Raw genomic sequence first — 21,918 nt, forward strand, 5'->3', positions numbered from 1 at the left:
TGCCGATGCCGATGCCGATGCCGATGCCGATGCCGATGCCGGTGCCGGTGCCGGTGCCGGGACCGGGGCTGCGGCTGGTGGCGGTGTGGGTGTCGATGTGGCGCGGGTGAAGGCGGTGCTCGCCGCCGGGTTGCCGTCGTACATGGTGCCCTCGGCGTTCGTGGTGCTGGATGCTTTGCCGTTGAATGTGAACGGCAAGCTGGATCGTAAGGCGTTGCCGGAGCCGGAGTTCGAGGTTCAGGCCTTCCGTGCGCCGTCGACTCCGATCGAGGAGATCGTGGCGTCGGTGTATGCCGAGGTGCTCGGTGTCGAGCGTGTCGGTGCGGATGACGATTTCTTCGCGCTCGGTGGTAACTCGTTGCTGGCGACGCAGGTGGCGGCGCGTATCGGTGCGGCGTTGGACGCTCGTGTCCCGGTGCGCGTGTTGTTCGAGGCCTCCACCGTGGCCGGACTCGCCACGAAGGTCGAACGGGGCATCGGTGCGGGCAAGCGCACCCCATTGATCGCCGGACCGCGTCCGGACCGCGTCCCGCTGTCGTTCGCCCAGCAGCGTATGTGGTTCCTCAACCAGTTCGATCCGGCGTCGTCGGTCTACAACATCCCGGCCGCCATCCGCTTGTCCGGCGACCTGGACGTGGCCGCGTTGCGGGACGCCGTCGCCGACCTCGTCGCGCGTCACGAGATCCTGCGCACGATCTACCCGCAGACGCCGGACGGCCCGGTGCAGCGAATCCTCGCTCCGCACGAGGTGCCGGTGGATCTGGCGCCCGTGCAACTCGATGACGAGCATCTCGCGCTCGAGGCGCAGCGGATCGTCGCCGCCGGCTTCGACGTGACCACCGAGGTGCCGTTCCGCACGCGGCTGTTCCAGCTCGCCGGCACCGAGTACGTGCTGGTCTTCGTCGCGCATCACATCAGCGCCGACGGCTGGTCGATGGGACCGCTCACCCGGGATCTGATGCTGGCCTACGAGGCGCGCAGCGGCGGCCGCGAGCCGTCCTGGGCGCCGCTGCCGGTCCAGTACGCCGACTACACGCTGTGGCAGCGCGAGGCGCTCGGCGCAGACGACGACCCCGAGTCACCGGCGGGCGCGCAACTGGCCTACTGGACAACCGAACTCGCCGACCTGCCCGACGAGCTGAGCCTGCCCGCGGACCGCCCGCGCCCGCCCGCCCAGTCCTTCGCGGGCGGCCGTACAGATTTCGTCGTCGACGCCGACGTGCACGCGGCGCTGGCCGACCTCGCGCGGCAGCACAACGCCACGTTGTTCATGGTGGTGCACACCGCGTTCGCGGTCTTCGTGGCTCGCCTGTCCGGCACCGATGACATCGCCATCGGCACGCCCGTCGCGGGCCGCGGCGAACCCGAAATCGACGACTTGATCGGCATGTTCGTCAACACCTTGGTGCTGCGCACCCGGGTCGCGCCCGATCTCGGCTTCACCGAACTGCTGGCCCGCACCAGGAAAACGGATCTGCGCGCCTTCGCCAACGCCGACATCCCGTTCGAGCGGGTGGTCGAGGCGCTCGACCCGGAACGCTCGGCCGGTCGCCACCCGCTGTTCCAGGTGGCTCTGTCGTTCGAGAACCTATCCGCGACCAGCTTCGAACTACCCGGTCTGAGCTTCACGGCGCTCGACCCGGCCGCCGACACCGCCGAGTTCGACCTGCTGCTGACCATGCGCGAGCAGCGCACCGAGTCGGGCGCGGAAGCCGGTATCGCCGCCGAATTCACCTACGCCCGCGACCTGTTCGACGAGCGGACCGTCGTCGAATTCGGTCGCAGGTTCCGTCGCGTCCTGTCCGCCATCGTCCGGCATCCCGGCACCGCCGTCGGCGATCTGGAGATCTTGGACGACGCGGAGCGCGCCGACCTGATCGCCCGTACCGGCGCACCCGCCGTGCCGCCGCGCACGCTGCCGGACCTGATGGCCGCCGCCGTCGCCGCGAACCCGGCCGGTGTCGCCGTGGTCGCCGACGACCGCACCTTCAGCTACGCCGAACTCGATGCGGCGTCCGCGCAATTGGCGCGTGCGCTGATCGACCGCGGCGCGGGGCCGGAGGTACCGGTCGCCATCGCGCTCCGCCGTTCGGTGGAAGCCGTGCTTGCCCTGTGGGCGGTGGCCAAGACCGGGGCGGCGTTCGTCCCGATCGACCCGGCCTATCCGGCCGACCGCATCGCGCACATGGTCGCCGATTCCGGCGTGGCGCTCGGCGTGACGCTCACCGCCGAGCTGGAGAATCTGCCCGTCCTCGCCGGCGGCACGTGGGTCGCCCTGGACGATCCCGACTTCACCCACGACGTCGCCGTGCGCTCCGATCAGCCGTTGCGGCCCGCCGAACTGCGCGGAGCGCTGCGCGCGGGCAACGCCGCGTACGTGATCTACACCTCCGGCTCGACCGGTCTGCCGAAGGGCGTCGTGATCACCCATGCCGGCCTGGCGAATTTCAGCGCCGAGCAGGTGGAGCGCTACCGGCTCGATCCGTCCGCCCGCGCTCTGGCGTTCGCGTCGCCCTCGTTCGACGCGTCGATGCTGGAACTACTGCTCGCGCTCGGCGCCGCGGGAGGGCTCGTGGTAGCGCCGCCGCTGACCTTCGGTGGCGAGGAGCTGGCCGAACTGATCCGCGCCGAGCGCGTCACGCACGCCTTCCTCACGCCCTCCGTGCTCGCCTCGCTCGACCCGGAGGCGCTGCCGGGGATGCGGACCGTCGTGGCGGGCGGTGAAGCGGTGCCCGCCGATCTGGCGGCCAGGTGGACCACCGTGCCGGAGCGTGCTTTCCACAACGGCTACGGGCCGACCGAGACCACCATCATGACCAACATCAGCGATCCGCTGCGGCCCGGCGAACCGGTCACGATCGGCGGTCCGATCCGCGGCACGCGGTCGCTGGTGCTCGACAGCAGGCTGCGTCCGGTGCCCGAAGGTGTCACGGGCGAGTTGTATCTGGGCGGCATCCAGCTCGCGCGCGGCTACCAGGCACGTCCCGCGCTCACCGCCGCCCGGTTCGTGGCCGACCCGTACGGCGCACCCGGTGAGCGCCTCTACCGCACCGGCGACTTGGCGCGCTGGCGTCGCGCCGGGACCGCGCCGGTCGTGGAGTACGTGGGCCGCAACGACTTCCAGGTGAAGGTGCGCGGCTTCCGCATCGAACTCGGTGAGATCGATGCCGTGCTGGCGGCTCAGCCCGAGGTCGGCTTCGCGGTGACCCTCGGCCGTGCAACCCCATCCGGCGCGACGATGCTCGTCTCCTACGTGCTGCCGGCCGGGGATGCCACGGTGGACCCGGCTGCACTGACCGAGCGGGTCGGGCGCACGCTGCCGGAGTACATGGTTCCGACGGCGATCGTCGTGCTCGACGCGATCCCGCTGACGCCGGTGGGCAAGCTGGATCGCAAGGCCCTGCCGGAGCCTGAGCTGGACGCGCGCGCCTATCGTGCCCCGCGGACGCCGACCGAACTCGTGATCGCCGAGGTGATCGGCGAGGTGCTCGGCGTCGAGCGGGTCGGCCTGGACGACGACTTCTTCGCCCTCGGGGGCGACAGCATCGTGTCCATTCAGGTGGTCTCCCGGGCCCGCGCACGCGGGGTGAGTTTCTCGCCGCGCGACGTCTTCGAACATCGGACCGTCGCCGCACTGGCCCGCGCCGCCGCCGTCGCGGGCGGCCCCGGCGACGAGGCGGGCGAACTACCGCTCACGCCGCACGCCGCGCGGATGCTGGACGAGGGCATCGAAGTGCGAGCCGTCGCACTCGACGTCCCCGAGACCTGCCCCGTGGAGACGGTGCACGGCGCGGTGACCGCCGTGCTCGACCAGCACCCCATGCTGTGGGTGCAGGTGCGCTACGCCGACGAGGGCGCCGCGTCGCTGCGCATTCCCCCGGCCGCCGAACGTACCGGCGAGGCGTTCCGCAGACTGGACCCGCAGCGTGGCGAGACGTCGCTGCCCATCGACGACGTGGTGCAGGCGGTCGCGGCCGCCCTCGATCCCGAGCAGGGCCGCAACATCTACTTCGTGCTCACCGGCGGTCCGGAGGGCCGTTCCACGCTCATCGTCGTCGCCAGCAGCCTCGTGGTGGACGACGTCTCCTGGCGGGCCATCGTCGACCAGCTCACCGCTCGCTGGAACCGGGCACGCCACGCCGCGCCCGCGGGCCCCGAATCCGGTCTGGGCACGCTCGTCCGAACCTTGTCGGCCGCGGCGCACGATCCGGGCACCGTAGCCGAAATGGATTGGTGGCGACGGGCCCTGGGCACGGTCCCGGAGGGCGCCGGCACCGACGGCCGGGATCTGCGCGCACGCAGCCGGGTGTCGCTGACGATCACCGCGGAGGGCGCGGAGGCCGTCGCCGCGGCCGCCGAGGCGTACCACGCCGGGGTGGACGACATCCTGCTCACCGCGCTGGCGCTGGCCCTGCGGACCTCCGCGGGAGAGGCCGTCACCCGCGCCATCGGTTCGGTCGTGCGGCTGCCCGCCGACGGTCGCGCGGCCACCGGGGCCGCCGCGGAGAGCACGGTGGGCGGCTTCGTCACCGAATTCCCGCTGCCGTTGCGGCTGACCAGGATCGACATCGATGACGCCCTGATCGGCGGTCCGGCGGCGGGCACGGCGATCGCGCAGATCAAGGAGCTGCGGCGATCGGTGCCCTCGCACGGCGTCGGCTACGGCCTGTTGCGCCACCTCAACGCCGAGACCGCCGCCGAACTTCGCGGTCTCGGGCGCGGCCGCTTCGCGCTGCGCTACCGGGATCTGCGCCCGGCGCGGGTGCACACCGACATCCCGTCCGACGATCTGCTGCTCGTGCTCACCGTCGACGCCACGGACGACGGCTTGCTCGCCCGGTTCGACTTCGCCGCCGCGGCATTCCGCGGCGAGGACGCGAAAACCTTCGCCGAGCACTGGATTCGCGCACTCGGCGGCCTGGCCGAGCACGGCCTGCGGCCGGACGCGGGCGGCTTCACCCCGTCGGACTTCCCGCTGGTGCGGCTCAAGCAGCCCGATATCGATCGCTTCGCGCGCGCCTACCCGGACCTGTCCGACGCCTGGCCGCTCACGCCGCTGCAATCGGGCATGCTGTTCCACGCCCTGCTGGCGGAGCACTCGGTGGACGTCTACACCACTCAGTTCGTGCTCGATCTCGGCGGCGCGGTGGACGCCCATCGGATGCGGGCGGCCGCGCAGGCGGTGCTGGACCGGCACGACAACCTGCGGGTCGCCTTCGCCGACGACAGCGAGGGCAAGCCCGTGCAGATCGTGCAGGATGCGCTGGAGGTGCCGTGGCGGCTGATCGATCTGTGTCACCTGGAACCGGCCGCGGCCGCCGCCGAGCTGGAGCGGATCGAGGCGGCGGATCTGGCCGACCACTTCGACATGCGGACCGCCCCGCTGCTGCGTTTCGCGCTGATCCGGTCCGCCGCCGCCCGCTACCGCCTGCTGGTGACCAGCCACCACATTCTCATCGACGGCTGGTCCATGCCGCTGCTGATGAAGGATCTGCTCACGCTGTACGCGTTCGGCGGTAACTCCCGGCATCTGCCTGCGGTGCCGCCCTACCGCGACTACCTGGCTTGGCTGGTCGCCCAGGACACCGAAGCGGCCCGCGCCGCGTGGCGCGGCGCGCTGGCCGGTATCACCGAGCCGACGCCGATGGCGCCGGTCGACCCGGGCCGCGAGATCTCCGCGGGCGTCGGCGAAGTCGGGTTCGAGCTCTCGCAGGCCGACACCACCGCGCTGACCCGCCTCGCCTCGGGGCTCGGCGTCACGGTGAACACCGTTGTGCAGGCGGCCTGGGGTCTGCTGATCGGACGCACCGTCGACCGCGACGACGTCGTCTTCGGCGCCACCGTGTCGGGCAGGCCGCCCGAGCTCGACGGCGTCGAGGCGATGGTCGGTCTGTTCCTCAACGCGATCCCGGTGCGGGTGCGCCTGGACGCGACCAGCACGCTGAGCGGGGTGCTGCGCCGGTTGCAAGCCGAGCAGGCCGCGCTGCTGGACTACCACTACCTGGGCCTGAGCGACATCCAGGACGCCGTCGGCGTGGAGGGGTTGTTCGACTCGCTGGTCGTGTTCGAGTCGTTCCCGGTGGACCGGGAGGGCCTGGACCAGGCCGGCGCCATCGACGGCATGAACGTCACCGGTGTCGGCGCGGTCAACGGCACCCACTATCCGTTCACGGTGATGGTGGTGCTGGACAGCCGGTTGCGCGTCTCGGTGAAGTACCTGCGCGACGTGACCGGCGAACCGGCGGCGCGTGCTCTCGCGCGGCGGCTCGCGGCGCTGATCGACCGTTTCGTGACCACCCCACAGGCGCGCGTCGGCGAGATCGACGCGCTGCTGGACGACGAGCGCGCCGAACTGGCCGCGCGCAACACCACCGGTGTGCCGGAGTTCCTCGACGACGCGACGTTGCCGACGCTGTTCGACGCGCAGGTGGCGCGCACGCCGGACGCGCCTGCGGTGCGCTTCGGCGAGACCGTGCTCAGCTACGCCGAACTCGACTCGCGCGTCCGGTCCCTGGCCGTGGAGTTGATGCGCTGGGGAGTCGGCCCGGAGACGCTGGTCGCCGTGGCTATGCGGCGCGGGATCGATCTGGTCGTCGCGATCTACGCGGTGTTGCGGGCCGGCGGCGGCTACGTCCCGATCGATCCGGACCACCCGGCCGAGCGCAGCGAGTACGTCCTCGGCAGCGCCGCTCCGATCTGTGTGCTGACCACCACCGCCGACGCGTTCGAAACGGCGACCGATGTGCCGGTGGTCGCGGTGGACACGCTGTATCTGGCTCCGTACGAAGGCCCGTGGCCGCAGGAGCACGGGTATCCGGACACCGTCGCCTATGTCGTCTACACCTCCGGCTCGACCGGTCGGCCCAAGGGCGTGATGATCACGCACCGGCAGATGGTCAACCAGTTCCGCTGGGCGCAGGCGGCCTATCCGCACGACGGCGGCGACGTGGTGCTGCACAAGACGCCGATCACCTTCGACATCTCCGCCTGGGAGTTGTTCTGGCCGTTGCAGACCGGCGCGTCGATCGTGATCGCCGCGCCCGACGGCCATCGCGACCCCGCCTACCTGGCCCGCCTCATCATCGACAACGCCGTCACGACGGTGCATTTCGTGCCGTCGATGCTGGACGCGTTCCTGGACCCGGCCGCGAATCCGGCCGAGGAGTACCCGTCGCTGCGGCGGGTGTTCGCCGCGGGTGAGGCGTTGTCCGGGGAGACCGCGGCGGCCTTCGCCGCGGCCGTGCCCGGCGCCGCGCTGGTCAACTGGTACGGCCCGGCCGAGGCCACCGTGGTCACCGGCCATCCCGTGCGCGACGGCGCCGCGGCGGCGATTCCTATCGGCGTTCCGGTGGCCAACACTCGCGTGCACGTACTCGACCGGCACTTGCGGCCGGTGCCGCCGGGCGCGGCGGGCGAGTTGTACGTCGCCGGTGTGCAGTTGGCGCGCGGCTATCTCGGCGCCCCGGCCCTCACCGCCGAGCGTTTCGTCGCCCATACGGGCGGTGACAGGCTCTATCGCACCGGCGACATCGTGCGCTGGCGCGACGGCGCGCTGGAATATCTGGGCCGCGGCGACTTCCAGGTCAAGCTGCGCGGCCAGCGCGTGGAGTTCGGTGAGATCGAGGCCGTGCTGACCGGCCATCCCCAGGTGCGGCAGGCCGCGGTCTCGGTGGTGCGTGGCGCGACCGGTGACCGGCTGGTCGCCCATGTGGTCGCCGCGCCGGGGGAGACCGTCGACGAGGCCGCGGTACTGACACACGCCCGCGCCGCGCTGCCGTCGTACATGGTGCCCTCGGCTGTCGTCGCGCTCGCCGGGCTTCCGCTCAACGCCAGCGGCAAACTCGACCGCAAGGCGCTGCCCGAGCCCCGGCTGGTGACCCGCCCGTACCGGGCACCCGGCACGCCGCTGGAGCGGACTGTGCTCGAGGTGTTCGACGAGGTGCTCGCGTCCGGCGCCGGACAGCGGGTCGGCATGGACGACGACTTCTTCGATCTGGGCGGCACCTCGCTGGTCGCCACCCGCGCGGTCAGCAGGCTGCGCGCGCTCACCGGCGCCGAGGTGCGGGTGCAGTGGTTGTTCACCGATCCCACTCCGGCGGCGCTGGCGGCCCGGATCCAGGCCGCGCTGGCCGACGACCACGACTACGACCAGGATTCGAACGCGGCGCTCGGTGTGCTGCTGCCGATCCGGACCATGGTGCCGCACGACGTGGCCGCCGCCCAGCCGCTGTTCTGCCTGCATCCGATGTACGGATTGTCCTGGTGCTACGCGGGTCTCGCCCGCTACGTGCCCGCGAGCACGCCGATCTTCGGCCTCCAGTCGCCCGCGCTGACCGAAGAGGGTTACCTGCCCGAGTCACTGACCGAGATGGCGCACCGCTATGTGGCCGAGATCCGCGCGGTGCAGCCGCACGGGCCCTACCGGCTGCTCGGCTGGTCGCTCGGCGGTGTGCTGGCGCACGCGGTGGCGACTCAGTTGCAGTCCGCGGGGGAGGAGATCGGGCTGCTGACCATGCTCGACAGCCATCCCGACATCGATGTCACCGACTTCCGTGCGGCGATCCGGGAGGCGCTGGCCGAACTGGGCATCGGCGCCGACGCGCTGCTGCCCGGCGACGGCGACATCCACGACCTGAGCGAAGAGGCGCTGGCCGCGCTGCACGCCACCATCCCGCCGGACATGGCGGTGCTCACCCCGGACCGGGTGCGTCGGATCTACCGCAGCGCGGTGCGCTCGGCCGAGCTGATCGCCGAGCATCGGCCTGCGGTCTTCCGCGGCAGGCTGGACTACTTCAGCGCGGCCGGTCACGAGACCGCGGCGGACGGCTGGCAACCTTATGTCGACGGCCGGGTCGACGATCATCCCGTCGGCGTCCCGCACGATCAGATGACGGCGCCGGAAGCGCTGGCGCAGATCGGTCCGCGATTGTCCGAATTGCTGGACCCCCCGCGGTGGGAAGCGACACGGAACGTGGGGCGGTCATGATCGAACCGAGACCGTTCGGGCATGATGGGGCAACGGTGCGGTAACGAAGTCCCCTGTCGTGACGACTACATAGGCCGTATGGTCGGGCGTTGGTGCGTGGGCACCCACCCCGGCGCGTGGGGCATGCAGAGCGAATCTCGAGACGAAGCGAAGGTGCGAAATTGATACGTCGACAGAGCCGGCGCGGTGGCCCGCGGGTCGCGGCCGCGATCGCGGCAACCGCGGTGCTCGCGGGAGTGATGACCGGTCTCGGCGCGTCCAGCGCGACAGCTGATCCGATCATCGACTCCAAGAGCCTGCTGGGCAACCCGGTCGCCCCGGACGGTTCGCGTATCACCAAAGCCGAGTACAAGGACGAGCGCAGCATCCGCTTGTACGTGTACTCGGCGGCGATGGACGAGAAGATCATCATCGACGTCCAGCGCCCGGCCGACGCCTCCGTACCGCGTCCCACGCTGTATCTGCTCAACGGCGCGGGCGGCGGCGAGGACGAGGCCTCGTGGCAGGCGAAGACCGACGCGCTGCAGTTCCTGTCGGACAAGAACGTCAACGTGATCCAGCCCATCGGCGGCAAGTGGAGCTACTACACCGACTGGATCAAGGACGACCCGGTACTCGGCCGCAACAAGTGGAAGACCTTCTTCACCGAGGAGCTGCCCCCGCTGGTGGACGGCGCGCTGGGCACCAACGGCGTGAACGCCATCGCGGGGCTGTCCACCTCGGGCACCACCGTGCTGGCGCTGCCGATCTCCAAGCCGGGCCTGTACAAGGCCGCCGCGGCCTACAGCGGCTGCGCGCAGACCAGTGACCCGGTCGGCTCCGAGTTCGTCAAGCTGACCGTCGAGACCTGGGGCGGCGGCAACACCGACAACATGTGGGGTCCGGAAGGCTCGGCCGACTGGGTGGCCAACGACCCGTACGTGAACGCCGAGGGGCTGCGCGGGCTCGACCTGTACATCTCCACCGGCAACGGCCTGCCCGGCCAGTACGACACGCTCAACGGCCAGTACGCCCTTCCCGGCGCGTACGGTCTGGCCAACCAGATCGTCATCGGCGGCGTGATCGAGGCGGGCACCAACTACTGCACGCACAACCTGCAGAACCGGCTGAACGAGCTGGGCATCCCGGCCACCTACAACTTCCGTAACTCCGGCACCCACTCCTGGGGCTACTGGCGCGACGAATTCCTGATGTCGTGGCCCGTGCTCGCGAAGGGTCTCGGCATCTGACCGCCCCCGCGCTGATGCGCGAAGCCGGGACGCCCGGCTGAACACCCCGACCGCCTGGTCGCCGCACTGCGGCAACCAGGCGGTCGGTTTTATAGGCCGATCGGCGACGAAAAGTTCGGGTACCCGTAAAATTCTGTTCGTGGGTATAACGTTGGTCGAGTCGACCAGGTCGGTCACCGGGCGAGCACGTGCCGTGACGGTCCTGCTGGGGCCCGCGTTCGTCGCGGCCATCGCCTACGTCGATCCCGGCAACGTCGCGTCGAATATCAGTGCGGGCGCGCAATTCGGCTACCTGCTGGTCTGGGTCATCGTCCTGGCCAACGTGATGGCGGGGCTGGTCCAGTTCCTGTCGGCCAAGCTCGGGCTGGTGACCGGCTGGTCGCTGCCGGAGGCGGTACGCGAGAAGGCGAGCGGCCCGGTTCGGCTGGCGTACTGGGGTCAGGCCGAGACGGTCGCGATGGCCACCGACCTGGCGGAGGTGGTGGGCGGCGCGATCGCGCTGCACCTGCTGTTCGGCCTGCCCATGCTGGTCGGTGGCGTGATCACCGGCGCCGTGTCGATGGGCCTGTTGCTGGTACAGGACCGGCGCGGCCAGCAGCCGTTCGAGCGGGTGATCACCGGGATGCTCGCGATCATCGCGATCGGCTTCCTGGCGAGCGTGGTGATCTCCCCGCCGTCGGTCACGGGCACGGTCGGTGGCCTGCTGCCGCGCTTCCAGGGCACCGAGAGCGTCCTGCTCGCCGCCGCCATGATCGGTGCGACGGTCATGCCGCACGCGGTCTACCTGCATTCCGGCCTGGCCCGCGACCGGCACGGGCATCCGGCGGCGGGGCCGCTGCGCACCAGGCTGCTATGGGTCACCAAGATCGACGTCGGCCTGGCCATGGTCCTGGCGGGCACGGTGAACCTGGCCATGCTGCTGATGGCGGCGGGCACCCTGCGCGGCCGGGACGTCGAGACCATCGAGGACGCGCACGCCGCCGTCGGCGACGTCCTCGGCCCGGCCGCCGCGCTGCTGATCGCGATCGGCCTGCTCGCCTCCGGCCTGGCCTCCACGTCGGTCGGCGCCTACGCGGGCGCGATGATCATGCAGGGCCTGTTGCGCAAGCGGATCCCGCTGCTGACGCGCAGGCTGATCACGTTGATCCCGGCCATCGCGGTCCTGGCCACGGGGATCGACCCGACGCGCGCGCTGATCATCTCCCAGGTGGTGCTGTCGTTCGGCATACCCTTCGCGCTGATCCCGCTGGTGCGCTTCACGAGCGACCCCGAGCTGATGGGCGAGGACGTCAACCGTCGGCTGACCACCGGGCTGGCCTGGGCGGTCGCCGCGATCATCTCCGTTCTCAACGCCGCCCTGATCTATCTCACCGTCACCGGGCGGTAGCCCGCCCGGTGCGGCGCGCCGATCAGACCCAGTTCTCGATCCAGTACTTCCAGATCCGCGGTGCGTAGGCGTCCAACGGCGGTACCCGGATGTCGGTGCCCGCCAGCGCCGCGCTGGTGTGCCTGCAGTCGAACCAGCAGGTGAATTCGCTGTGCTCCAGAACGTCCAGCGGCACGCCCACCCGGGGCAGCAGCCAGTTCGCGCCGGGAACGCGCAACATCATGTTCAGCGTGCGCTTGGGCACGACCTCCACCAGGTGTGGCGCGCCCGCCTCGTCGGCGAACAGGTTCAGCGCGTCCACCGCGCTCTGCCTGCGCGGATCCACCAGGTGGTAGGTGGTCTTGTCCGAGCCGGAGCGATGCGCGATGTGGTCGAGGGCGCGGGCGACGAAATCCACCGGAACCATATTGGTCTCGCCCAGCTCGGGCACCAGCACCGGCAGCAGCCGGGGCAGCTGCGCGGCCATGCGCAGCAGCCGGAAGAAGTAGTACGGGCCGTCGATGCGGTCGATCTCGCCGGTCCTGGAATGCCCGATCACGATCGAGGGCCGGTAGATACGCCAGCGCAGCGACGAGTCGCGCACGATTCGCTCGGCCTCGAACCTCGCTCGTTGCGCGGGTGTGGTGAGCACTTGGCCGTGATCGAACATGTCCTCGGTGAACAGGCCCTCGCTGGACCCGGCCACCTCCACGGTCGAGACGTGGTGCAGCAGTTCGGCCCGCAGCTCCTCGGCGACGTCGACCACGTGCCTGGTGCCGCCGCCGCGCTCGGTCAGGTCGTAGCCGGCGGCGAGATGGAAGACGTGCTCGATGGCGCCGCGATGCCGGGCCAGCCAGGTCGGGTCGATGCCCAGCCCCGGGGTGCCCAGATCGCCGCGCACCGGACGGACGCGGTCGCCGCCCGCCCATTCCTGCGCGCAGCAGGCGAACCGGTCGGCCGAGGCGTCGCCCGGCCGGACCAGCACATGGATGTCACCCTCGCGTTTCAGCAGCTCGGGGATGAGGAACCGACCGATGAACCCAGTTGCCCCGGTAACCAGGTAAGTCATAGCCGATGAACATAGTCGCCTGCCGGGTAGTACGTTCCGGCGGGCCGATCAGTCGGCGAAGACGGGCTTGCGCTTGGTGAGCATCGCGGTGGCGCCCTCCATGAAATCGGGGGAGCGCAGCAACTCGGTCTGGCCCGCCTTCTCCGCGGCCAGGGCCGTGTCCAGCGCGGCCAGCGTGGCCTGGTTCAGCGCCTGCTTGGTGAGCTCCAGCGCGCGGCGCGGACCGGTCGCGATCTTCTCGACCCCGGCCTCGACCGCGGCATCGAGTTCGGCGTCGGGCACGACCGCGGTGAACAACCCGGCGGTCGCGGCTTCCCGGGCGGGCAGCCGCTCGCCGAGCAGTGCCATCCGCGCCGCCAGCGGGCGGCCCGCCGCCGCCGCGACCAGCGCGGCCGCACCGCCGTCGGGCATCAAGCCGATGTTGATGAAGGCCAGCAGCAGATAGGAGTCCTCGCTCGCGTAGACCAGGTCGGCGGCCAGCGCGATGCCGACGCCGACGCCCGCCGCGGCGCCCCGGATGCGCGTGATCACCGGCACCGGCGCGTCCACGATGGCGCGCACCAGCCGATTCGCCGCGTCCATGACCATGTCCGAGGTGATGCCCCGTTGCGCCTCGTCCGCACTCGCCGACAGATCGGCGCCGGTGCAGAAATCGCCGCCCTCACCGGTGAGTACTATCGCCCGCACCGCGCGGTCCTCGGCCGCCGCGCGAAAGGTGTCGCCGAGCGCGACCATGGTGTCGTAGTCGATGGCGTTCTTCCGCTTCGGGTTGGTGATCGTGACCCGGAGCACCTTGCCGTCCTGGACCGCCGTGAACTTGGCGGCGGCAGGGGCGGCGGGGACCGCGGAATCGTTGTTGCTCATGTTCGCTCCTACGCTGCAATTCGGCGGACACCCGGCCGTGAATAGTGGTTAACTTTGCGAATTGTGGTTAACTTAGGTTCCAGTATCGGGCGCTGTCAACCAGCGCCGCCGGAGAACGGAGAGGTGCATGGTCGCGGATCGCAGCGAGGTCGACCTCGCTCCCGCGCGGCCCGAACCGGGCAGCAGGACGGGCGCCGAGGGCGCGCCGTCGGTACGCCGGCGTCCGAAGGACCGCAAGGTCCAGATCATCCGGGCGGCCGCGCGCGCGTTCAGCGAACGCGGGTACTACCCGGTGGGTGTGGACGAGATCGCCGCGGAGGTCGGCATCTCCGGTCCCGCCCTCTACCGGCACTTCACGAACAAGTACGCGCTGCTGGTGGCGGCCGCCGAAGAGGGCGCGCGGCACCTGCTGACCGTCGCCGAGTCGGCCGACGACATCCGGCTGGACCCGGTGCGGCGCGCGGACGCGCTGATCCGCGCGATCAGCGAGCACACCGTCGAGATCCGCCGCGAGGCCGGCCTCTACCGCTGGGAACGGCGCTATCTCGAGCGCGATGACCGGATCCGGATCAGGAAGATCTACGACGACCTGAACAACACCCTCGCGGCGCCGATCGCGCTGCTGCGACCCGAGGCCCCGCCCGCGGACGTGGCGATGCTGGCCGCGGGCGTGCTCAGCGCGATCGCCAGCATCGCCGCGCACCGCACCGCGCTGTCCAGCGCTCGGCTGCTTCCGCTGCTGCACCAGATGTCCTGGGCCATCCTGCGCACCGAACTGGCTCCCGCCCCGGTCGAACCGGATCCCGGCCCGCCCGTGCGCGGCATCCCGGTCACCTCCAAGCGCGAACAGCTGCTCACCGAGGCCATCCGGATCTTCGGCAGGCAGGGCTACCACGAGGCGAGCATCGAGGAGATCGGCGCCGCCGTCGGCATCAACGCCTCCAGCGTGTACCGGTACTTCGCGAGCAAGGCCGACCTGCTCGCCGCGGCGTTCCATCGCACAGGCGATCGGCTGGCCATCGCGATCACCGAGGCGCTGGCCGAGGCGACGAGCCGGCCCGACGCCGCGCGGCGCGTGGCCGACCGCTACGCCAGATTGAGTTTCGCCATGCCGGAGATCATGGCGGTCTACTACGCCGAGTTCGGCAACCTGCCGCAGTCCGAGCAGCACAAGCTGCGCGCCATTCAGCGGCAGAACGTGCTGGAGTGGGCCAACCTGCTGGACGGCGACTCGGTGGAGGCGCGCTTCCGCGTGCACGCCGCCATCAGTCAGGTGATCGATGTGGGCAGGCTGATCCGATTCGATTCCCGCCCCGCGCAATTGGCCCGGGTCACCGCGCTCATGGACGCGGTGCTGCTGGACTAGCCGTCCGCGTCAGGGACGGCGGCCGTGCCGGATCCGGAAGATCGTCCTGGCCACGCGGAGATGGCGCGGATGCCGATCGAACGTGGACAGGTTCACCGGCGCCTGGTACCGCTTGCGGGTGATGGCCAGGGTCCGGCTGAACTCCCGCAATCCCTGGTCGCCGTGGCTGTGGCCTTGGCCGTATTCGCCCACTCCGCCGAAGGGCAGTGCGGGAATGCCCGCGTAGGCGGTCGAGGAGTTGATGGTCACCACCCCGGCGCGCAGTTGCTCGGCGAACGCCTCGATCTCGTGCACGTCCCTGGTGAACACCGACACCGCGACATCGGTGCCGACCGCGTTGATCCGCTCGGCGGCTTCGTCCATGCTCGCCACCTTGTTCACGATCAGCACCGGGCCGATGCCCTCGCCGGTGATCGCGATGCTCTCCTCCGGCACCTCGGCCAGCACGATCGGCTCGATGTAGGGGTCGCGGATCGAGTCCAGCCCGCCGACCACCGCGCGGCCGCCGCGGGCCACCGCGTCGCGCACCTGCCTGCGCACCACGTCGACCTGCGACTCCATGATCATCGGGCCGTAGGACGCCTTCCGGTCCGCGCCCGGCCGCAGCCTGCGGGCCTGCTCCGCGACCAGGTCGAGGAAGCGGTCGTAGACCGACTGGGCGACGTAGGCCCGCTGGATGCCGGTGGCGTTCTGCCCGGCGTTGGCCATCGCACCGAACACGGCGGCCTCGGCGGCGTCGTCCAGCTTGGCGTCGACGTGCACGACCATGCTGCCCTTGCCGCTGCGCTCCACCACGACCGGCGTCATGGTCTGCGCGCACACCGAGATCACCTCGCGCGCGTCCGCCTCGGAACCGGCGTAGGCGATCTTGTCGACCTTCGCCCGGCACAGCGCCGTACCGGTGGCCTTGTCTCCCGTGACCACTTGCAGCACCGGTTGGTTCGGCGCGAGCCGGGACCAGCTGTCGGCCAGCCATACGCCGACGCCGGTGGTCAGCTCGTGCGGCTTGAACACCACGGCGTTGCCCGCCGCCATCGCGTAGGCGATCGAGCCCATCGGGGTGAACACGGGGTTGTTCCACGGGCCGAGCACACCGACAACGCCGAGCGGCAGATAGCCGACCGAGGCCCGCTGGTTGCGGGTGAGCCAGCTGGAACCGATGCGCCGCCGGTCCAGCGCGCGGCCTGCGTTGCGCGCGGCCCAGTCCAGGTTCTCCACCGCGAGCATCACCTCGATCGCGGCGTCCGCCTCCGGCTTCCCGGTTTCCTCGCACAGTAGGGAGACCAATTCACCGGAGCGCCGGGCGATTTCGCGTTTCCAGTCCAGCAGCCACCGCTTCCGGTTGCTGAAACCCAGCTCCGTCCACCATTTTTCGGCCGAGCGAGCCGCGCGCACCGCGCGATTCAGCTCGGCCGCACCCATTACGGCGTAGTTGCCCACGACCTCGCCGGTGCGCGGATCATAGGACGTCAGCACGTTCGTTCGGCCCGTTCCTCCCGGACGCGCCGCCAATCGTGGCTGCGCGGACTCGGCCATGATCACCTCTCGCAGTGTCGAAACCGGCGTGCGGACCACTGAACGGGCCCACAGCCGCGGACGAGTGAGTGTTTTCCCCCGCAAAGCAGACTATGGTCTGGCGCGGCGGGCCGACAAGGCTCGGCCGTCGGCTCACGGGCGCACCGGATCGCGCTCACCAGCGTGGATCCCTTGCGCGGCCGACGGGCAGGGAGAAATGTGAGTAAGGACACAATGGGCGCACGCTGCTGCGGGTACCCCGCGCGACGCGAAGCCCCGCGCCATCGGGCCGGTAACATCACGCCGAGCGCGACGGATCACCAATCCGAGCGTGCGCCTGCGCTCGGGCGACCTGGTCGCCGCACCGGCCGATAGTGGAGAGTTGATGCCGAGTTCCAACCAAGCAGATTCGCATGCGGGTGACCCAGCGGTCCGGGCAACGGACGTCCGCAAGTCGTTCGGCGATGTGCATGCACTGCAAGGCGTCAGCTTCGTCGCCGAACGCGCCTCCGTCCTCGGCATCCTGGGGCCCAACGGCGCGGGCAAGACGACCATGGTGAAGGTGCTCTCCACGCTGCTGCGCCCCGACTCCGGCACCGCCGTCGTCGCCGGGTACGACGTGCTGAAGGACCCGGCCGGCGTGCGCCGCTCGATCATGATGACCGGTCAGTACGCGGCGTTGGACGAGAACCTCTCCGGGCGGGAGAACCTCGAGCTGTTCGGCAGGCTGATGGGCTTGGGCAAGACCGCGGCCCGCAAGCGCGCCGACACCTTGCTGGAGGAATTCGACTTGGTGAGCGCGGGCCGCCGCGCCGTGCGCCACTACTCCGGCGGCATGCGCCGCCGCGTCGACATCGCGTGCGGACTGGTGGTGCGCCCCGAGGTGGTGTTCCTGGACGAGCCGACCACCGGCCTCGACCCGCGCAGCAGGCAGGGCGTCTGGGACCTGGTGACCGCGCTGAAGACGCAGGGCATCACGGTGCTGCTGACCACGCAGTACCTGGAGGAGGCCGACGTCCTCAGCGACAACATCATCGTGATCGACAAGGGCACGGTCATCGCCGAGGGCACCGCCGACGAGCTCAAGGAGAAGACCGGCGGCAGCTACTGCGAGGTCGTTCCGCTGGATCCGAAGAAGCTGCGCACCGCCGCGTACGCGCTGGGCGATCTGGTGCCCTCCGCGGTAATGGCCGACCTGAACGGCGGCGACCGCCTGTCCATCCCGGCGCCGGAGGGCGCCGCCACGCTGACCGAGGCGCTGCGCAGGCTCGACAGCGCCGGCGTCGACCTGGCCGACATCGCGCTGCGCCGCCCCTCGCTCGACGACGTGTTCCTGTCCATCACCGGCCATTCGGGCGGCCACGCGTGACCGCTGCGACAGCCCCCGAGCACGTCCAGGCCGATGTGACGTTGTTCGCCGAACTCCCCGCGGCGCGGCTGTCGTCGTTCGCCCAGTGGCGCGCGCTGACCGGCCGCATCGTCCGCACCATGGCGACCAAGGGCGAACTGATCGTCGCGATGGTCACGCCGCTGATCTTCACCCTCGGTTTCTACCTGCCGCTGCGCTACGTGATGAAGATCCAGGGCGTCGACTACGCCCAGTACGTCATGCCGATCATCGTGTTGCAGACCATGGCCTTCACCATGATGTCCAACGCGCAACTGGCCGCCTTCGAGGCGATGACCGGCTTGAGCACCCGCCTGCAGACCATGCCGATCGGGACCCTGGTGCCCTTCACCTCACGGATCTGCGCCGGTCTGGTCCGGTCGGTCACCTCGCTCACCGCGGCGGTGCTGTTCGGGCACCTGATCGGCTTCCGCTTCGTCGCGGGCGTCGGCCAGGCCGTGCTGTTCTGCGCGTTCTCCCTCGCGGTCGGCACGGTGCTCGCGATCGGCGCCGACGGGCTCGGCAGTCTGACCAAGAGTCCGGAATCGCTGAGCCAGGCGCTGACCCTGCCGACGCTGATCTTCGGCATGCTCTCCTGCGGGTTCGTGCCGGAACGCAACTTCCCGGAGTGGATTCGCCCGTTCGTGCGCAATCAGCCGATCTCCCAGTTCTCCTTCGCCTTGCGCGACATGGCGGCCGACGGGGTGACCTGGCAGGTGCTGTGGGTTCCGCTGGTGTGGGTGATCGGGCTGGCGGCGGCGTTCGTCCCGCTGGCGATCTGGGCGAGTGTGAGGCGGTCATGAGTTCGGTGGAATCGACCGTGGAGCGCACCGCCGACCGGGCCGAGGAGCCCGAGTCCCGCGCGACCGAACCCCTGCCCGTCGTCCGGGCGCGGCCGGAAGGGTCGCTGGTCACCTGGATGGCGCAGAGCCTGATCCAGTGCAAGCGACTGCTGCTGGTCTGGGCGCGTGATCCGGCGACGACCATCCAGACGCTGGTGTATCCCGCGCTGACCTTGGTGATGTTCTACATCGTGCTGAACAAGCCCGTCTCCGGAGCCACCGGCATGCCCGCCGTGTACGGCACGGTCCCGCTGTTGACCTTGGTCGCGGCGATGTCCGGTGCGGTGGTCAGCGCCCTCGGCTTCAAGACCGAGAAGATGACCGGGCTGCTCGGCCGGTTCTGGACGATGCCGGTGCACCGTGCGGCCGGATTCACCGGACGCCTGCTCGCCGAGGCCATCCGCGTCCTGGTGACCACGGTCTTCGTCGTGGCGGTCGGTCTGCTGCTCGGTTTCCGGTTCGGTCAGGGGCCGGTCGCGGCGCTGGCGCTGATCGGCATCCCGGTGCTGTTCGGAGTCGCGTTCGCCGTCCTGGTCACCGCGCTGGCCACCGTGTCCGAGGGCGTGATGCTGGTGAACATCATCGGCATGATCAGCACGCTGCTGATGTTCTTCAACTCGGGGTTCGTCCCGGTCTTCGCCTACCCGGTCTGGTTGCAGGACGTGGTGGCGAATCAGCCGATGAGTTGCGCCATCGACGCGATGCGCGGGTTGTCCTACGGCGGGGCGGTGGCGGAGCCGCTGACCAAGACGCTCGCCTGGACGATCGGGATGATCGTGGTCTTCGCCTACCCCGCGGTCCGGGGATACCGGCGGGCCGCGGAGACGGGGCCCTAGCCACCGGTGTGCCGCCCGCCGACTCGGTCACCGGGTCCGGCGCTCGGCCTCTTCCCGCGGTTCGGCGAAGTCGTAGTCCAGCCAGCGGTCCCGATTCCGCCAGCCGACCAGGTCGTAGCGCCAATGGAACGGCCAGGTGTGCGCGACCGTGCCGAACAGCACCGCGCCAAGGGCGGCGTAGTCGTCGTGCGCGGACAGCAGGGCGCGCTGACCGCGCGGGGAGGCGCTGAAGAACGCGTCGAACATGGCGATGGACTGTTCGGTGGTGAGGCGGCCGAGGCCGTAGAGGCCGCGCATCCGCATCCAATACACCAGTCGCGCGCGCGGCGGCCAGAGCGCGGCGATCGGGTCGCGGCCCTGGCACAGAGCGGTGATCGCGGTGTCGACCAGCGCCAGTGAGTCGGCGACGCTGTAGCCCGTGCACGGGTGCATCATGCCGCCGCGTGAACCGAACGGGATCGGGCGCGCCGCGCCGCGCCGCGGCGGCGGCTGGTCGAGCGGATAGTGCGCCGCCTCGCTGGGTTCGGCGCCGGTGAGCCGGATGCCGTGCGCGGCGAGCCGGCGAAGCGTGCGTTTGCGCAGTTCATGCTGCGGCATGCCGCCCCGCAGGCCGAGGCTGGTCTCCTCGAAGATCACCGTTCCGTCGCCCAGCGGCACCGCGTAGAGGAACGACGGCGGCTCCTGCGGCCCCGCGCCGTTCTCCGGCCGCCAGTCCAGCAGCAAGCCCTCGCCCTCGCCGATCATCGGCGCGGCCGTCTCGGCGTCGACGAAGATGCCGTGCGCGCTCGCGGCCCGGCGGCGGCCGAGCGTGGGCAGCCCACGGGTGTCGAACACCGCGCCCGCCCGGTGCACCGTGCCGTCGGCGAGTTCGACCTCGCGCGCGTCCACCCTGGTGGCGCGGCCCGCGACGACCGCCGCGTCGTCGAGCGGCAGCGCCGCGTGCAGGCCCGGCTTGGACAACACGCAATAGGGCCGGTCGATGCGATGCGCGGTCTTCGTCCAGACCGTGGGAGCGGGGATGGTGGTCGCGATGGCGGTGGACGGCAGCCACTCCGGCAACTCGTCGACCCAGCAGGAGAACGTGGGCGGCCACAGCCGATCGGGGCGGGGGTCGATCGCGGTCACCGACAACCCGGCGCGCATGGCGCGATGCGCGAGCGCCCGCCCGGTGGGGCCGAGCCCGACCACACACACATCGACTTCCCGGCCCGCGCTGACACCCATACCGGCATTCAATCCGCTCGGCCGACGCGAGCGCAACTATTCGCGGCGTGCGAGCCCGAGTAATTCGGGTCTCGCATTTTCTGGATCGGGCCGAACCGGTGGGAATCGCGTTTTCGCGCATGCCCCCAGAATCGGTGGCCCAGCAACTTCAGTCGTGAATCGGCTCGACGCGCACCATAGCCTGGGCTCGGAACGCGACGCGTTCCGGGATTCGGGATAAGGGGAGTCATGAGAGGAAGCCACCTCCGCCGGTTGGTGTTGTCGGCGGCCGTCGTCGGCGCCGTCGCATCGGCAATGGTTTCGGTGTCGGCGCAAGCGACGCCCGCGGAGTCTTCCATCGTTTCCGTGCGGGAGCACGATGCACGGAACCTGACATTGACGGTGCATTCCGCCGCCATGGATCTCGATATCCCGGTGGAAGTGCAGCGCGCCGCGGACACGAGCGTTCCCCGGCCGGTGTTGTATCTGCTGCTCGGTGCGGCCGGTGGCGTCGACGGCTCCACCTGGGCCACGAAGACCGATGCGATGCGATTCCTCGCGGACAAGAACGTGCACGCGGTCACGCCGATCGGCGGCATGTTCAGTTATTACGCGGACTGGCAGAAGGACGACGCCAGGCTGGGACGCCAGAAGTGGAAGACCTTCCTGAGCAGCGAACTGCCTCCGCTTATCGACTCGTATCTCGGGACCAGCGGGCGCAACGCCCTCGCGGGGTTCTCGATGTCGGGGACCACGACCCTCGCGCTCGCCGCGACCACGGGTGATCTGTTCTCCAGCGTGGCCGCCTACAGCGGTTGCGCGCAGACCAGCGATCCGGTCGGCCGCGAGTTCGTCCGGCTGACGGTCGAGGAATGGGGTCTCGCGGAAATGGACAACATGTGGGGGCCCGCGGGCGACCAGCAATGGGTGGCCAACGATCCATACGTGCAGGCCGAGGGTCTGCGCGGAAAATCCATCTACATCGCCAGTGGGAATGGCATGCCCGGTGTCTACGACCAGTACGGCGGGAAATACTCGCTGAACGGTCCGTGGGGTTTCGCCAATCAACTGGTGGTCGGCGGCGTCATCGAGGCGGCCACCAATTATTGCTCGCACAACATGAAAGACCGGCTGGACAGCCTCGGCATTCCGGCGCGATACAACTTCCGCCCGGAAGGCACTCATTCCTGGGGTTATTGGGAGGACGCGCTGAAGGACTCGTGGCCGACTCTCGCCGGCCCATTGGGAATCTGAT

General features: G+C 70.3%; 12 protein-coding genes. 8 read left to right on the top strand and 4 right to left on the bottom strand.

Annotated features, from left to right (window positions below):
* The first annotated feature begins 85 nt into the window (after positions 1-85).
* The 3 genes from ACZ6DL_RS23970 to ACZ6DL_RS23980 all read left to right on the top strand — a co-directional run bounded on the left by ACZ6DL_RS23970 (position 86) and on the right by ACZ6DL_RS23980 (position 11,602).
* Complete coding sequence (locus ACZ6DL_RS23970; protein WP_466054336.1) at positions 86-8,986, top strand: amino acid adenylation domain-containing protein; 8,901 nt, start codon at positions 86-88, stop codon at positions 8,984-8,986.
* Between the two features lie 239 nt (positions 8,987-9,225).
* Positions 9,226-10,215, top strand: coding sequence for an alpha/beta hydrolase (locus ACZ6DL_RS23975; protein WP_466054666.1), 990 nt, complete (start codon positions 9,226-9,228; stop codon positions 10,213-10,215).
* 133 nt (positions 10,216-10,348) lie between these two features.
* Positions 10,349-11,602, top strand: coding sequence for an Nramp family divalent metal transporter (locus ACZ6DL_RS23980; RefSeq protein WP_466054667.1), 1,254 nt, complete (start codon positions 10,349-10,351; stop codon positions 11,600-11,602).
* A gap of 22 nt (positions 11,603-11,624) precedes the next feature.
* Here the strand turns inward: ACZ6DL_RS23980 and ACZ6DL_RS23985 are convergent, their stop codons facing one another.
* A complete protein-coding gene (locus tag ACZ6DL_RS23985) occupies positions 11,625-12,650 on the bottom strand; it encodes an SDR family oxidoreductase (RefSeq protein ID WP_466054338.1) in 1,026 nt (341 codons plus the stop codon).
* Positions 12,651-12,698: 48 nt separating this feature from the next.
* On the bottom strand, positions 12,699-13,514 hold the full coding sequence (locus tag ACZ6DL_RS23990) for an enoyl-CoA hydratase (protein ID WP_396984603.1): 816 nt from the start codon (positions 13,512-13,514) through the stop codon (positions 12,699-12,701).
* 127 nt (positions 13,515-13,641) lie between these two features.
* Here ACZ6DL_RS23990 and ACZ6DL_RS23995 point away from each other — a divergent pair, with 127 nt between their 5' ends.
* Complete coding sequence (locus tag ACZ6DL_RS23995; protein ID WP_466054340.1) at positions 13,642-14,880, top strand: TetR/AcrR family transcriptional regulator; 1,239 nt, start codon at positions 13,642-13,644, stop codon at positions 14,878-14,880.
* A gap of 9 nt (positions 14,881-14,889) precedes the next feature.
* On the opposite strand, the gene ACZ6DL_RS24000 is transcribed toward ACZ6DL_RS23995, so the two are convergent.
* Positions 14,890-16,416 carry an aldehyde dehydrogenase family protein gene (locus ACZ6DL_RS24000; RefSeq protein WP_466054669.1) on the bottom strand — a complete coding sequence of 509 codons (1,527 nt, stop codon included), beginning with the start codon at positions 16,414-16,416 and terminating at the stop codon, positions 14,890-14,892.
* Positions 16,417-16,780: 364 nt separating this feature from the next.
* On the opposite strand from ACZ6DL_RS24000, the gene ACZ6DL_RS24005 reads away from it, so the two are divergent.
* Genes ACZ6DL_RS24005 through ACZ6DL_RS24015 form a run of 3 tightly spaced genes read left to right on the top strand, consistent with a single transcriptional unit; the run spans position 16,781 to position 19,460 of the window.
* Positions 16,781-17,764 (top strand): ATP-binding cassette domain-containing protein, encoded by a 984-nt coding sequence (locus ACZ6DL_RS24005; RefSeq protein ID WP_040864878.1) that lies wholly within the window; start codon positions 16,781-16,783, stop codon positions 17,762-17,764.
* A complete protein-coding gene (locus tag ACZ6DL_RS24010) occupies positions 17,761-18,585 on the top strand; it encodes an ABC transporter permease (protein ID WP_466054342.1) in 825 nt (274 codons plus the stop codon). Before ACZ6DL_RS24005 ends, ACZ6DL_RS24010 begins: the two co-directional genes overlap by 4 nt.
* Positions 18,582-19,460 carry an ABC transporter permease gene (locus tag ACZ6DL_RS24015; RefSeq protein ID WP_466054344.1) on the top strand — a complete coding sequence of 293 codons (879 nt, stop codon included), beginning with the start codon at positions 18,582-18,584 and terminating at the stop codon, positions 19,458-19,460. Before ACZ6DL_RS24010 ends, ACZ6DL_RS24015 begins: the two co-directional genes overlap by 4 nt.
* 27 nt (positions 19,461-19,487) lie before the next feature.
* Here the strand turns inward: ACZ6DL_RS24015 and ACZ6DL_RS24020 are convergent, their stop codons facing one another.
* Entirely contained in the window at positions 19,488-20,684 is a 1,197-nt protein-coding gene (locus tag ACZ6DL_RS24020; protein ID WP_466054346.1) for a lycopene cyclase family protein, read from the bottom strand.
* Between the two features lie 228 nt (positions 20,685-20,912).
* Here ACZ6DL_RS24020 and ACZ6DL_RS24025 point away from each other — a divergent pair, with 228 nt between their 5' ends.
* Positions 20,913-21,917: an alpha/beta hydrolase gene (locus tag ACZ6DL_RS24025; RefSeq protein WP_466054348.1), complete on the top strand. Its 1,005-nt coding sequence runs from the start codon at positions 20,913-20,915 to the stop codon at positions 21,915-21,917.
* Position 21,918 lies beyond the last annotated feature (1 nt).

This window comes from Nocardia sp. NPDC041819, from assembly GCF_055590505.1.